Raw genomic sequence first — 14,818 nt, 5'->3', positions numbered from 1 at the left:
GTTTGGTTTCTGATTTCTGCTCGGCGCCGCTGCTGGCGTCACGCGACCGGCTGGCTGCTCTTGGCGGCGGCCCGCACCCGGAGTCCAGGCTTTCAGCGTCAATCCTTCACGTCCGAGCTTACACCATTTACGAACTTCTTACTATCTGAAAGTGGTGTATTTTTAATTAATTGCCAGAGGCTATTGCAGGAAATTTTCCTCACTTCGCGGCGAGCGGGAAGCCGCAACGCAGCTTCTGCAACGCGGCATTCCGGGCCCGCCGGCGGCGATTTCCACCCTGACGTGCGCCCCGCCACACCACTCGCCCGAGGCACCCTGCGGACGGGCCGGGCAAATCGGCCACAGTTGCCCTGAAAGGATGGGATTTCTGCGGCACCCGCGCCACGGGTGGCTTGCTTTCCGCCGCGCCACCCGCCACCAAACTATAGACAAGATTACTAAAATTGTCGCAGTATGGCCAAAAACAGGCCGCAAAGACGGCAAAAGGGCAAAACTTCAGGCATTGCAACCCCGCTTTGTCCGCCAGCGCCCCGGCGGCAAAGGGAACAGACGAGCGGTATAAAATGACAACGGTAGCTTACATTACCCGCGATCCCGCGGGCACCACCCGGCACGGCAATTTTTCCGAAGGCACCCCGGCGCGCCTCAACGCGGCGCCCTTCAAGGATATCTCGCTGAACCTCGTGGCGGCTGACGTCGAAAGCTACGCCCGCCATGGCGGCGACCTGCACATCACCCTTGCCAACGGCCAGACGCTGATCCTGGAAAACTACTTCACCGGCGGCGCGGGCGGCAGCAAGAACCTGTTCCTCAGCGCCGACAACGCGATGGTCGAGGTGGTTCTGGAGGACAAGGCCGGCGGAATGCTCTTTGCGGGCTACGAGCCGCTTGACCTAACCGGCAAGTGGAGCAGCTACGACGACATGATGTTCCTCGGCGTCGACCGCATCGAGCCGGTGGTCGCACCGCTGGCGGCGGCAGGGTTCGGCGGGCTGGGGGCGGCCGGCGCGGCAGCGGGCGTCGGCGCGGCAGCGCTGGTTGCAAGCGGCGGCGGCGGCGGCGGTGACGGCAGCACCGGCCCGGCGGCAATCGTGCCCACCGTGGACGACCCTGATGCCTCCTATCCAATCTCCGGCTCCAGCACCGATCCGGTGGTGATCACCGGCACCGGCGAGGCCGACTCCGAGGTGACCGTGACGCTCGGCACCGCCACTGCGACCACCACCGTGGACGACGACGGCATCTGGAGCGTCAGCTTCCCGGTGGACGAACTGCCCGAGGACGGCAGCTACGAGACCGAAGTGCAGGTGACCGCGCCCGACGGCACCGAATACACGCTTGACGGTCCCGAGGTGGTGATCGACACCACCCCGCCCGAAGCTGAAATCACCAGCGGCGCGGTCTCCACCGGCGACATCGTGAACGGCGAGGAGCAGGCCGAGGGCACCGTGATCACCGGCACCGGCGAGGCCGGCGCCACCGTTACCCTGGAGATCGAGGGCACTGCCCGCAGCACCACCGTGGCCGAGGACGGCACCTGGACGCTCACCTTCACCCCGGAGGAGATCCCCACCGGCGAATATGACACCGCCATCTCCATCACCACCACGGACAGCTTCGGCAATAGCGCCACCACCGGGGATATGCTGCGCGTCGATACTGTCGCGCCGCCGGTGGCCCGCGGCACGGTGGAGGGCGACGACATCATCAATGCGTCCGAGGCCTCCGACGGGGTGACGCTGACCGGCACCAGCGAAGCCGGCGCCAGCATCACCGTGGAATTCCAGGGGCTGACCCGCAGCGTTACCGCCGATGAGGCGGGCAACTGGAGCGCCGATTTTGCCGCCTCCGAGATCGCGGCCGGAGAATATGACGCGCCCGTCACCATCACAGCGACCGACGCGGCCGGCAACAGCGAGACCATCACCAGCACCCTGCGCGTGGACACCTCACTCGCTGCGGCTTACGGCGACGGCCAGGCCGGCGGCGACGATACGGTAAACGCGGCCGAGGACGCGGCCGGCATCACCCTCACCGGCACCGCCGACCCGGACGCCACTGTGGTAGTGGAGCTGGGCGGGGTTTCCCGCACCGCAGCCGTCGATGCCGATGGCAACTGGTCGGCGAGCTTCGCCGACGGAGACATTCCCGCGGGCACCTACGACGCGGAAGTGGTGGTCACGGTCACCGACGCGGCCGGCAACAGCGAACAAATCGTCGAGACCCTCGCAGTTGACACCGAATTGGCGCCGCTCACCGCCGAGGCGGAGCAGACCGCCGACGACGTGGTGAACCGCGCGGAACACGCCGCGGGTATCACCCTCACCGGCACCGTGGAAACGGGCTCGGCAGTGTCGGTCACCATCGAAGGTGTGACCCGCGCTGCCACAGTGGATGCCGACGGCAACTGGAGCGCCACTTTCGAGGCCGCCGACCTCCCCGAGGGCACCTATGACACCTCCGCCACCGTCACCGCGACCGATGCGGCCGGCAACAGCCGCAGCCTGACCGAAAGCTTCAGCGTCGACACGGAACTCAACGTGTCCTATGACGCGGACCAGGCCGGCGGCGACGGCACCGTGAACGCGGCGGAGGATGCGGCCGGCATCACCCTCACCGGCACTGTCGACCCCGGTGCCACGGTAGTGGTGGGGCTCGGCAGCGTGTCGCGCACCGCCACGGTCGATGACACCGGCAATTGGGCGGTCAGCTTTGAGGATGGCGACATCCCCGCGGGCACCTACAACGCGGGGGTTGTGATCACCGCCACAGACGCGGCCGGCAACAGCGAGCAGATCATCGAGACCCTGGCGGTCGACACCGAAGTGACGCCGCTCACCGCCGAACCGGATCAGACCGCCGACGACGTGCTGAACCGCGCCGAACATGCCGCGGGGCTGACCCTCACCGGCACCGTGGAAGCGGGCTCGGCGGTGGAGGTGACGATTGGCGGCGTGACCCGCGACGCCGCCGTGGATGCCAGCGGGAACTGGAGCGCCGCTTTCGCGGCCTCCGATCTCCCCGAAGGCACCTACAGCACCTCCGCCACCATCACCGCGACCGACGCTGCCGGCAACAGCCGCACCCTGACAGAGGCCTTCAGCGTCGACACCGAATACGACACCCCGTCTGTCGACTCGGTGACCTTCTCGGGCGCGGACGTGCGGCGCATCGCCACCGAAGGCGCCACCGACAACTATTCGGTCAGCGCGCTGGAGGACGGCGGCACCGTCTCCGCGCCCTCGGCAACGGTGGACGCCGATCCGGTCTTCGGCACCGAGTTCACTTTCGACGCAGCGATCCCCGATGGCACCCATCTGGTGGTCAGCCGCCAGGACGCCGCGGGCAACAGCTCCAGCTCGCTGGTGGTGCTGGACGACAATGCCAGCAACGCGGGCACACTCGACCACGCAGGCCTGCCGCAGTTCAACATCGACGAACTGAACCTCGATTACGCCTCCGACGTGAACCTCACGCTGAGCGAAGCGAGCATCCAGGCGCTTTCCGGCAATTCGGACACGCTCACTGTGCACGGCGGCGCCGACGATACGCTGACTTTGACCGGCGCCACCGCGGCCGGCACCCGCACCGAGGATGGCGAGACCTACAACGTCTATACCGTCGGCACCGACGGCACCACGCTGGTGGTGGACGAGGACGTGAACGTCGTGATCTGACCCTTCCGGGCCCGGCGGCTGGCGCAACAGGCGGCCACCGGGCCCGCCCCCAACCAATGCCAAGACCGGAAAGGGCCCCGGGCCGGATGTTACCGCGACGCTCAATCTGCGCTTTCGCACTGTTGTGCAGCCTTTCGGCGTGCGCGCAGCCTTTTGGCGGCGGCAATGCCCCGGAGGCCACGGGGCCGGGCCGGAACTTTGCGCAGGAAGGCGCGGAGAACCCCTCCGAGGTAATCCGCGCGCTGAGCACCCGCCGCGCCGTGCTGCAGCCCGGATCCGCGCTTGCCGAGGTGGGCGAGGCCGCCATCGCCGCCTCCGCCCGCGCCGCCGAGGCCGAACTGACCAGCGCCAGGCTGCGCGCCGTGGCGGCTTCCAAGAACTGGCTGCCGACGCTGGGGCCTTCGGTCAGCCTCACCGATCTGGGCGATCTGGTGGCGGGACTCCTGATCGAGCAGGTGCTGTTCGACAACGGCCGCCGCAAGGCCGAACGCGCCTTTGCGGCCGCCGATGTGGAGGTCGCCGCCGTCACCCTCTCCGCCGACATCAACGGCCGCGTCGAGACCGCCGCCGGACTCTACGTGGCTGCATTGCGCGGCGAGGATAAGGCGGCCTACGGCGAGCGGGCCCTGGCGCGGATGCAGGCCTTCCGCCGCATCGTGCAGGGGCGTGTCGAAGGCGGCCTCTCGGACCCCTCCGACCTCAACGTGACCGACAGCAAGATCAGCGGCTTGCGCACCGCCGCCCACACCGCCCGCGATGCAGCGGCCACTGCGCGGGCCGAGCTTCACGCAATGACCGGCCGCCAGTTCCCCGCCCGCCCCGCCGGGCTGGCTATCGCGCCGCTGCCGCCGGAGGGAGAATTCCTCTCCGAACTCAAGGCCGAAGCCGAGGCCGAGCGCGCCATTGCCGGGGCGAAGATCGCCCGCGCGGGTCTGCTGCCGCAGATCTCCGCCGCGGGCAACGTGACCACCGATGGCTCCGGAGCGGGGCTCACGCTCGGCACCGGCCAGCCGCTCGGCCTGGGCACCCCCGCTGCGCTGAAGGCGCAGGAAGCCGCCAAGGAAGCCGCCCGCCGCCAGGTCGGCGAAGCCCGAGAGGAGGCCGGCCGCAACCGCGCCCGGCTCACCCAGCGGCTCGCCTCCTTCCGCCGCCAGCAGAGCGAGACCGCCGCACTGGTGGCCCGCAGCCGCGAGACTTACCGCCTGTTCAAGGCGCAGTTCGAGGCCGGCCAGCGCCCGGTGATGGAGGTGATCCAGGTCTATGAGGAGCTGGTGCGCCGCGAGCAGGCGCTGATCGACGCGAAATACGAAGTGGTGCTGATCCAGCTTGAACTGGCCCGCGAGATGGGCCTCCTCGCCGATGGGAACCGGATTTGACCAAGTTCACCCGCACGCCGCCCCCGCCCCCGGCCAACTCCCCCCGCCCCGCCGCGGGTCCGGGGCCGGCCTTGCGCGCGGTGCCGCCCGCACCCGGCCGCCGCGACGCCGCCAAGGCCCCGCCGCCGCGCGAGACCGGCACCGCCGGCCCCGCATCCGGACCGGAAGTCGGCACGCTGATCGAAGGCGCCGCCGCCCGCATCCAGCACCGCGCAAGCCTGCTGGCGACGCTTGCCGCGCTCAAGGGGGCGGAGGTTCCGGTGGGCGACATCGTCAGCTTCATCTGGTCCGAAACCACGGGCGAGCTTACCCTTCAAACGCTGGCCAAGGCGCTTGCCACTACCGGACTGCAGCCGAAGGTCCTGGAAAAACAGTCGCTCGCCCCCGCTCTCTGGCCTGCAATCGCGGTGATGTCGGGCGGCCAGTGCGTGCTGGTTCTGGCTCAGGAGGGCGAGACCCTCACCATCTACGACGCCTCCTGCCCGGACAACCGGAGCGAGGTGCCCGCGGGCGAGTTCCGGCCCTATTTCACCGGCACCGTGCTCTCGGCCCGCCCGTCGCTCAGCCAGATGGCCGCGCGCCACACCCCGCAGCTCCACGCAGGCCACTGGTTCTGGAGCGAGTTCCCCAAGTACCGCCGCCAGGTCGGCGAGATCATGCTCGGCTCGCTGGTTGCCAACGTGCTTGCGGTCTCGGTCGCGCTGTTCTCCCTGCAGGTCTATGACCGGGTGGTGCCGCACCAGTCGCACGCGACGCTCTGGGTGCTCGCGGCCGGCGCCTTCCTTGCCATCGCGCTGGAGGCGCTGCTGAAACTCGCCCGCGCCCGGCTCACCGATTCCGCGGGCCGCCGGATCGAGCTTTCGGTGCAGCACAACCTGATGCGCCGCCTGATCGGCATGCGCTCGGACAAGAAGCCGCTGCCGCCCTCCGGCCTGTTTGCGGCGATGCGCGATTTCGGCTCGGTCAGGGAGTTCTTCACCTCCACCACCATCGCCACCCTGGCCGACATCCCCTTCATCGCGGTCTTCCTGCTGCTGGTCGCCTCCATCGCCGGACCGGTGGTCTGGGTGATCATCGCGGGCGGCATCCTGATGCTGCTGCCTGCCTATTTCATGCAGAAGAAGATGATCGCCCTCACCCGCCAGACCCAGGGTGCCAATGCGAAAGCGGGCCGCCTGCTGCACGAGGTGGTGACGGAACTGGACACCGTGAAGACCCAGCGCGGCGAGGAACGGGTGCTGCGGCTCTGGGACGAGCTGAACGTGCTGTCGTCGCACTCCGCGACCGAGCAGCGCAAGCTGTCGAGCGCCCTCACCTACTGGTCGCAGGGCATCCAGCAGGCGACCTATATCACCGCGGTGGTGCTCGGCACGCTGCTGGTCTTTGCAGGGGAGTTCACCGTCGGGACCATCATCGCCACCGGCATCCTGACCAGCCGGACCCTCGCGCCGCTCACCCAGTTCGCCGCGACACTCGCGCGCTGGAGCAACGTGAAGGCGGCGCTCGAAGGCCTCGACGCCATCGCCCAGGCACCGCAGGAGAAGGACGCGGACCGCAGCTACCTGCGCCGTCCGCAGCTCAGAGGCCGCTTCGAGCTGCGCGAGATCCTCTACCGCTACGAAGACGACGCCGCCCCCACCCTCGACGTGCCGGCGGTGGCGATCACCCCGGGCCAGCGGGTCGCGGTGCTGGGGGTGAACGGCTCCGGCAAGTCGACGCTCCTGAAACTGCTCTCCGGCCTCTACGCGCCCGACCGCGGCCGCATCCTGCTCGACGGCACCGACATGAGCCAGATCGACCCGCGCGATCTGCGCGCAGGCATCGGCTACCTGAGCCAGGACGTGCGCCTGTTCGCGGGCTCCTTGCGCGACAACCTAAACCTCAACCAGCTCGAACGCGATGACGAGCGGCTGATGCAAGCGCTTGATTTCGCTGGCCTCGGCAGCTTCGTGCGCGGCCATCACAAAGGACTGGACCTTGCCATTGGCGACGGCGGCGGCGGCTTGTCGATCGGCCAGCGCCAGTCGATCGGCTGGGCCCGGCTGTGGCTGCAGGACCCGGCCGTGGTGCTGCTGGACGAACCCACGGCGGCACTCGACCAGACGCTGGAGCGCACCCTGGTCAGCCGGCTTGAGCACTGGCTCCAAGGCCGCACAGCGGTGATCGCCACCCACCGCATGCCGATCCTGTCGCTCACCAACCGCACCCTTATCCTGCAGGCGGGCCGCATGGTGGTTGACGGCCCGCGCGATCAGGTACTCGCCCATCTCGCAGCCGCAGGAGACGGCAAATGAGCCTTGCCCTGAACGATCCCTACGGCCAGCAGGACGCCCCCCGCGGCGCCAGCCGCATCATCTACCTCGCCGCCGGCGCGGTCGCGGTGTTCCTGATCTGGGCCGCCTTTGCCCCGGTCGACGAGATCGTGCGCGGCGAGGGCCAGGTGGTCTCCTCCTCGCGGGCGCAGATCGTGCAGAACCTCGAAGGCGGCATCCTGGCCGAGCTCTCCGTCCGCCAGGGCGACACCGTGGCGAAGGGACAGACGCTGGCGCGGCTTCAGGACACCAAGTTCCGCACCGCCGCCGACGAACTGCAGAACCAGATCGACGCGCTGGAGATCCGCCGCCTCCGGCTGGAGGCGCAGATGCAGGGCGCCGACGATTTCACCGTGCCGGAGGACCTGGCCGAGCGCTCGCCCGGGCTTCTCGCCTCAGAACGCGCGCTTCTGAAGGCGCGTCACGCGGATGTCACCAGCCGCAGCGGCAGCGCCCGCCAGATTATGGAACAGCTCGACGGGGAGCTTGCCACCCTGGAACGGCTCCACCGCGACAAGATCGTCGCCCTCATCGAGGTGAACCGCGCCCGCAACGCCGCCACCGACGCGCGCGCCAAATACAACGAAATCGGCACCCAGGCCGAACTGGAGCAGGCCGAGGACTATGCCCGCACCCTGCGCGAGCTGACCACGCTGCGCCAGGAGCAGCGCCTCGCTCAGGATCAGCTCACCCGCACCGTGATCACCGCGCCGATGACCGGCATCGTCAACCGGCTTGCCGTCACCACCATCGGCGGCGTCATCCGCCCCGGCGAGGAAATCCTGGAGATCATCCCGCTCGGCGAGGAACTGCACGTCGAGGCACGCATCAAGCCCGAGAACATCGCCAGCGTCGAGCCGGGCCAGGACGCCACCATCAAGCTTTCGGCTTATGACTACACCATCTACGGGGCGCTGCGCGGTACGGTGGATTTCGTGTCCGCCGACACGTTTGAGGACGAACGCAACCCGCGCGCCGAACCCTACTACCGGGTCACCGTGAACGTCGATCCCGCCAGCTTCACCGAACGCCAGCAGGAGATCGAGATCCGCCCCGGCATGCGGGCCACCGCCGAATTGCGAACCGGCAGCAAGACCGTGCTGCAATACCTGCTGAAACCGCTCTACAAGTCGCGCGAGGCGTTGCGCGAACCCTGAGCAGCGGGCCGGGCCGCAGAAGGCGCCCCCCTTAAAAAGCCAAAATCCCGCGCCTTTCTGGCTGCAGGATGGCAAAAGTCTTCGGTTGTAAAGGAAGTTCAGGGGGTCAGCCGGCCCGCCGCATCAGTGCCACGAGCGATCCGTCCAGCGCCGATCCGATCGATACCCGCCGGTTGCCCATCGCCGCCTTGGCCGAGATCACCGAGACCAGCCGCGGCGCCCGCCCTGGGCGCATCTCGAACACCGGCGAGCCCGAGGCGCCGTAATCGACCCGGCAGGACATCACCAGCGTCTTGCTCTGCCGCGCCAGCACCTGGCAAGCGGACTCGAGGCTCGGCCGGGTGGCATGGCTGTACGAATAGGACATTACCCCCACGGTATCGCCCCGCTCCGCCCCGCCCGCGGTGGCGAAAGGCTGGATGTGGCTGCGGCTGATCGGCTGCGCGAGGCGCAGAACCGCGAGATCGCTGCCCATCTGATTCAGCCCCGACCGCCCGTAGCGGTATTGCGGGTGCAGCACGGCCTTGTCGACTTGCCGCGCCGCCTTGGCCTGGCGACCGCGCAGACCGGCTTCGAACCGGATCGTCCGCGGGTCGACGCGCACGCCGGTCTGGGGGTCGAACAGGCAGTGCGCCGCGGTCACCACCAGGTTCGGCGCCACCAAGGCCCCGGTGCACATGTTCCGGCCGGAAATGTTAAGGCGGCCGACCGCCTCCCAGCCGCGCATTACATTGGCGCCGGACTGCGTATCACCCGCAGCCGCGCCGCCTGGCATGCCCAAAGACAGGCACGCTGCGATCACAGCAATCAGTTGTCTCATGGTCCACTCCAATTTCCCACACCGGCAAGGTCGTTCAGGGGTGCGGCTGGAATGAGGCCCAAAGCTGCCGGGCCACGTCGAAAAGGTGGACGGAATGTGGCAAAGTTAATAAAACCCTAATCTCCCCGTCCCGTGAGGCCCCAGTATCGCAAAAAACCAGCAAAAACGGGGGATAATCCCACCTTGGTCGCGTTAATTTTTCTTAAATTATTGTAAAAATGAGTGAATATGCAGAGGCGCAGCAGCCGGTTTTCTTGCCGCATCAGCCCTGCCCGCGGCTGCTAGGAAGGGAATCGGCCACCGCGTAGGCGCCATTGGCGGCAACTTTCTGACGCAACGGAAGGTGCAGCTTTTTGAAATCTGGCAACGCGGGTATTAACGTCCCCATCCGCCGGCGCGGCCGCCACCTGGGGCGGAAAACTCTGCCAGCGGCGGGATTTGCGGCGGCGTGCGCCCGCCCGCCCGCGGGCGCACGCGCCCTGCCGCGTTAACCTCCGGCGGGCGCAAACTATCGCAAAAACCTACGTGCGTTAACTGCGTGCACATCCCTTTGTAGTTGAGTGACGGGCATCACGACCATCACCGCATCCGCCAGGACTTGGGTCCGCCGGCCGGGTGCCTCCCTGCCGGAGGTTCCATTGAAACTTCATACATCCCTCAAACTGGGCCATAAGCTGCCGATTCTGATCATCGGCTCCGCGCTGCTGCTGACCGTCGTGCTGATCTCCATCAGCACCGCCTATTTCCGGCGCAGTGTCCTGCATGATAGCGAGACCTTCCTGAGTTCGCTGGTGCGCGACCGCGAGCTGGCGCTCCACACCTATCTGGAGGGGGTCGGCGCCGATATCGCCACGGTGGCCGCAATGCCCTCCACCGCCAGTGCGCTGCAGTGGATGTCAATGACTTGGGACGGGATCGGGGGCGACGCGGGCGAGGTGCTGCGCAAGGCCTATATTGACGACAATCCCAACCCGGCGGGGGAGAAGCATTTTCTGCTGCGGGCCCCCGGCGACCTCCCCTACCACATGCACCACGCCCGTTACCACAATGCCTTCCGCGCTGTGATGGACCGGATGGGTTTCTACGACGCCTTCCTGATCAACCCCGCCGGAGAGATCGTCTATTCGGTCTTCAAGGAGGCCGATTACGGCACCAGCCTGACCACCGGGCCCTATAGCGACTCAGGCCTGGCGGAGGCCTTCGACGCCGCTGCCAACGGCGAGCCGGGGGTGGAATATTATTCCGATCTGTCGCCCTATGCCCCCAGCAATGGTGCCCCGGCCGCCTTCACCGCGATCCAGGTCGCAAATGACAAGGGCGAATATCTGGGCGTGCTTGCACTGCAAATCCCGATCGAGCAGATCTCCCGGCTGATCACCAACCTCGGCGAACGCACCCGGTCTCTGGATGTCTACCTGGCAGGGACCGACATGAAGGCGCGCACTGCTTCCCGTTTCGAGGGCCGGCACACGGTGCTGCAGCCTCTGCCCGAACTGCGGCAGGTTGCCTCCGCATTCGCCAGCACAGACACCCAGATCCACCAGAACGTGCCCGGGGCCGGCGGCAGCCAGGTGATCGCCGCCTCCGGGCCGGTTCATTTCCGCAACTTGCATTGGGCGGTGGTGGCCGAACAGGACATGAGCGAGGTGATGGAGCCCGCGGTAAAGCAGCAGCGCACGATGATCGCCATCGCCGCCGTCTGCGCCCTCATCGTCTCCTTCTTCGGCTGGCTCTTTGCCCGCTCGGTCACCCGCCCGCTGGCGCGGATCTGCTCCAACATGGAGGCGGTTTCCTCCGGGGCGCTCGACACCGCGGTGCCTGACGCGGCCCGCGGCGACGAGATCGGCAAGATCGGCCAGACACTGGTCAGCATGCAGGACGATCTGCGCATGGCCCGCGAAGCCGAGGAAGCGCGCGCCGAGGCCCAGCGGGAGCAGCAGGCAGTGGTGGAGAATCTCTCAGCCGGGCTGGTCCGGCTGGCGGGCGGCGACCTCACGGAAGCAATCACCACGCCGTTCCCGCAGGATCACGAGCAGCTGCGCCATGACTTCAACCTCACGGTGGAAACCCTGAATGGTGTCGTGAAGGAAGTGGTCGGTGCCTCCGCTAGCATCCGCAATGGCGCTGCCGAGATCAGCCAGGCCTCCGATGACCTGTCGAACCGCACCGAAAGCCAGGCCGCAACGCTGGAAGAAACCGCCGCCGCGCTCGACGAGCTGACCGCAAGCGTCAAATCCGCAGCCGAAGGCGCACGCTCGGTCGAGGCCACGATGAGCAAGGCCAAGGCAGAGGCCGAGACCAGCGGCGAAATCGTGCAGAGCGCAGTCGCGGCAATGACGGAGATCGAAGAAAGCTCCAAGCATATCTCCCAGATCATCAGCGTGATTGACGACATCGCCTTCCAGACCAACCTGCTGGCGCTCAATGCAGGCGTGGAGGCCGCACGGGCCGGCGAAGCGGGCAAGGGCTTTGCGGTGGTCGCAAGCGAAGTGCGCGCCCTGGCGCAACGCTCGTCGGACGCGGCAATGGAGATCAAGTCGTTGATCGGCGACAGCTCGAAACAGGTGGAGCGCGGCGTTGATCTCGTCGGCAAGACCGGCGAGGCGCTGCAGAGCATCGTTGCTCAGGTCAGCCACATCTCGCAGCTGGTCTCGGGCATCGCCGAGGGGGCCGCCGAACAGTCCACCGGCCTGGGCGAGATCAACACCGGTATGACGCAGCTCGACCAGGTCACGCAGCAGAACGCCGCAATGGTGGAGCAGTCGACGGCGGCTGGCCATATGCTGAACAGCGATGCCACCAAGCTGGCCGGGCTGGTAGCGCATTTCCGGACCGGCGGCGAGGAGACCGCGGCAGCGTCGGCGCAGGACAAATCAGCCGCCCCCCGCGGTACCGCTCCGGCCCCCACAGCGCACGGCGGCGGCGACTGGGAAATCGAGGCCAGCCCGGCCCCGGCCAAGCCGGAGGCCAGGCGCGGCAGTGTTGCCGCTGCGAGCAGCGCTGCAGCGGCCGCCGGCAATGCCGCCCGCGACCTCTGGCAGGATTTCTGAATCCGCGCTGCAAAGGCGCCGCCGCCTTTGCCCCCTCAAGGCCCCGCGCACCGCCGCCTGCCGCTGCGGTGCGCGAGGTCGTCTGTCCTGATCCTGCACGCCCGGCTGATCGCCCGTGCTGACCCCGGCACCGGCCCAGGTGCAAGCCGGCAGCCAGCAGAAACGCACCATTGAGGCGGACCGCCTGGGCCGCGAACTTAGGACGCCCGGCATCTGCTGAAAATGGCGCGCACCGGCCGGGCGGACAGGAGCACGCCGGGCACGCTTACCGGTCCGCCCCGCCAGAACCTGGAGCGCCGAAGCTGCCCCCGGGTCAGCCGTCCCATTTCCCCCTGACCGCGCCGGGCCCCGCGAAATACCTAAAATCCGCCACAATTGCCCGCACCCCGGCAACAGCCTGTTAAGGCGATCCGGGCTTTATGGCGGGAGATGATCCAGAAGGGATTTTGCCATGTTCTACACCTCCCCCCCTGCCATTCACGCCAGCGGTGCCCCGGCTGCGCCGCCGCCGCCGCCGATGCCGGAGCGCCGGCGCGGCCGGCTGCCGGGCGCCATCCTGCCCGGTCCGCTCCTGCCCGTACCGCTGCCGCTGGCGGCAGAGCGCGCCACCAATGCCGGCTACCGCGGCCGCCCCTGCCAAGCGCAGATGCCGGGGCAAGGGGAATCCGCCCGGCGGCTGCATTGAACCCTTGCGGGCCTGGGTGAAATTCGCCATCACGGGCGGATGACGCCTCAGATCCGTGCCCTCCTCGTCCACCTCCTGACTGCCACCGGTGCGGTGTTTGCCATGCTGGCCATGCTGGCCGCCGCCGAAGCCAAGTGGAGTCTGATGTTCGTCTGGCTGGTGGTGGCCTTTGCCGTTGATGGGGTCGACGGTCCGCTGGCGCGCCATTGCCACGTGAAACGCTATGCGCCGCAGTTCGACGGGGTGCTGCTGGACCTCATTATCGACTACCTGACCTATGTCTTCATCCCCGCCTTCGCCCTGTTCCAGTCCGGGCTGATGGCGGGCTGGAGCGGCTGGGCCGCGATCATCGTGATCACCTTCGGCAGCGCGATGTATTTCGCGGACACCCGGATGAAGACCAAGGACAATTCCTTCTCCGGCTTTCCCGGCTGCTGGAACATGCTGGTGCTGGTGATCTTTGCCCTTCAGCCCAGCCACTGGACCAGCCTGGCGCTGGTTACGCTGCTGGCCATCGCGATGTTCTTGCCCCTGAAATTCATCCACCCGGTGCGCACCAAGCGCTGGCGGCGGCTGTCGCTGCCGTTGGCGCTGGCCTGGACCTTCTTTGCGGGCTGGGCGGCCTGGGTGGATTTTGCCCCGCCCGGTTGGGTGCACTGGGGGCTGGTGCTGACCTCGATCTACCTTCTGTTTGTGGGCATCGCGCAGCAGATCGTGCCGCAGCGGCGCTCAAGCGCCCAGCGCAGCTGAGGGAAACCGAAGGGCACTGCCCCTCTGCCCTTCCGGCGCTTCTGCCCCGAGGCACTTGCGGACAGGAAGCGGCCGCAGACTGAGCCCCCTCTCCTCCAAAGTATAGGCGGATGACCGGTTGGACGGTGCCGTTATGCGGGCGGGCACGGGCGCTGCAGTCAAGATTTCGTTAACCTTGCCTGGAGAAGACGCGAAAGGACAAGGCAATGACGGTCATCGGTGCGGGTGGTTTCGGGTATGCGCAGGCGGCAGCGCGACAGGAGCAGCTTCAGGTGGCGGCAGATGCAGCCGCGCCGCTGCTGCAGGGCCGAAGCCAGGGGCTGGCACGGGCGCTGGCACGGGATGCGGCACTCAATCCGGCTCAAGCGGCGGGTGCGCTGCCGCAGCCCCGGCAGCCAGGCGGCAGCGCATCTGCCGGAGCCGGGCCGCAAAGCGGCACTGTCAGCGCCCCCGGCAGCATGGCGGAATTCTTCCTGGATCTTGCGTCCGGCACCCAAGCCGGGCCGAAACCGGCCAGTGCACTGGCGGCGGAGGCGGCCTACCGGGCAGCGTGCAAGGCCACTGGTTGAGGTCCTGAAACCAGATTGGAATCCAGTTCCGCGTGCCGGGGCATGATTGCCTCAGATAGCCGCTCCCGCGCATGCGCTTGCGGCCCGAGCTGCCCCGGCAACGACGTGCGGTGCCGCGCCGCAGGCGCCTGAAAACCTCAATATGCAATCCCTCCCCCGGGCGGGCGCCGCCCAAGCGGCAGCACTGTGCCGCACGGGCCCTGTCACACGACGGTCTCGGCCCGGTGAACAGGTCCGCAAGCGGCGCAACGGCGTGACCTTCCTCCGCTACGCGATACGCAGGCATCAGGAGCGCCCCGGCGGGCGCCATTTCTGAGGGAAGCCGCCATCGGTGTGTGCTGCGGCGGCATCGTGCGGGCACTTCCCCGCACTGGCGCCCTCGCCCGCCGCCATGAATGCCGCCGCAAATCGCGGCGCTCAAA

Annotated in this window: 9 protein-coding genes; 8 read left to right on the top strand and 1 reads right to left on the bottom strand. The window is 67.8% G+C overall.

What is annotated here, in order from left to right; all coding sequences use genetic code 11:
* Window positions 1-563 precede the first annotated feature (563 nt).
* The 4 genes from ACOHWE_RS14395 to ACOHWE_RS14380 all read left to right on the top strand — a co-directional run bounded on the left by ACOHWE_RS14395 (window position 564) and on the right by ACOHWE_RS14380 (window position 8,522).
* Window positions 564-3,677, top strand: coding sequence for an Ig-like domain-containing protein (locus ACOHWE_RS14395; protein ID WP_420667354.1), 3,114 nt, complete (start codon window positions 564-566; stop codon window positions 3,675-3,677).
* Window positions 3,678-3,763: 86 nt separating this feature from the next.
* Window positions 3,764-5,053: a TolC family protein gene (locus ACOHWE_RS14390; RefSeq protein ID WP_420667352.1), complete on the top strand. Its 1,290-nt coding sequence runs from the start codon at window positions 3,764-3,766 to the stop codon at window positions 5,051-5,053.
* Window positions 5,050-7,347, top strand: coding sequence for an ATP-binding cassette domain-containing protein (locus ACOHWE_RS14385; RefSeq protein WP_420667350.1), 2,298 nt, complete (start codon window positions 5,050-5,052; stop codon window positions 7,345-7,347). The genes ACOHWE_RS14390 and ACOHWE_RS14385 overlap by 4 nt, the downstream gene beginning before the upstream one ends.
* Complete coding sequence (locus ACOHWE_RS14380) at window positions 7,344-8,522, top strand: HlyD family type I secretion periplasmic adaptor subunit (protein WP_420667349.1); 1,179 nt, start codon at window positions 7,344-7,346, stop codon at window positions 8,520-8,522. Before ACOHWE_RS14385 ends, ACOHWE_RS14380 begins: the two co-directional genes overlap by 4 nt.
* Window positions 8,523-8,628: 106 nt before the next feature.
* Here the strand turns inward: ACOHWE_RS14380 and ACOHWE_RS14375 are convergent, their stop codons facing one another.
* Window positions 8,629-9,342: a trypsin-like serine peptidase gene (locus ACOHWE_RS14375; RefSeq protein WP_420667347.1), complete on the bottom strand. Its 714-nt coding sequence runs from the start codon at window positions 9,340-9,342 to the stop codon at window positions 8,629-8,631.
* A gap of 638 nt (window positions 9,343-9,980) precedes the next feature.
* Between ACOHWE_RS14375 and ACOHWE_RS14370 the strand changes: the two genes are divergently transcribed.
* The 4 genes from ACOHWE_RS14370 (at window position 9,981) to ACOHWE_RS14355 (ending at window position 14,396) form a co-directional block, all read left to right on the top strand.
* Entirely contained in the window at window positions 9,981-12,392 is a 2,412-nt protein-coding gene (locus ACOHWE_RS14370) for a methyl-accepting chemotaxis protein (RefSeq protein ID WP_420667346.1), read from the top strand.
* 451 nt (window positions 12,393-12,843) lie between these two features.
* Entirely contained in the window at window positions 12,844-13,077 is a 234-nt protein-coding gene (locus tag ACOHWE_RS14365) for a hypothetical protein (protein ID WP_420667345.1), read from the top strand.
* Window positions 13,078-13,116: 39 nt separating this feature from the next.
* Window positions 13,117-13,827: a CDP-alcohol phosphatidyltransferase family protein gene (locus ACOHWE_RS14360; protein ID WP_420667343.1), complete on the top strand. Its 711-nt coding sequence runs from the start codon at window positions 13,117-13,119 to the stop codon at window positions 13,825-13,827.
* Window positions 13,828-14,033: 206 nt separating this feature from the next.
* A complete protein-coding gene (locus ACOHWE_RS14355) occupies window positions 14,034-14,396 on the top strand; it encodes a hypothetical protein (protein WP_420667341.1) in 363 nt (120 codons plus the stop codon).
* Window positions 14,397-14,818 lie beyond the last annotated feature (422 nt).

The sequence above is a fragment of the Cribrihabitans neustonicus genome (genome assembly GCF_048820895.1).
In the GTDB taxonomy this organism is placed as follows: Bacteria; Pseudomonadota; Alphaproteobacteria; order Rhodobacterales; family Rhodobacteraceae; genus Cribrihabitans_A; species Cribrihabitans_A neustonicus.
The sequence above is the reverse complement of the archived record's forward strand: the minus strand, read 5'-3'. Positions and strand labels throughout refer to the sequence as shown.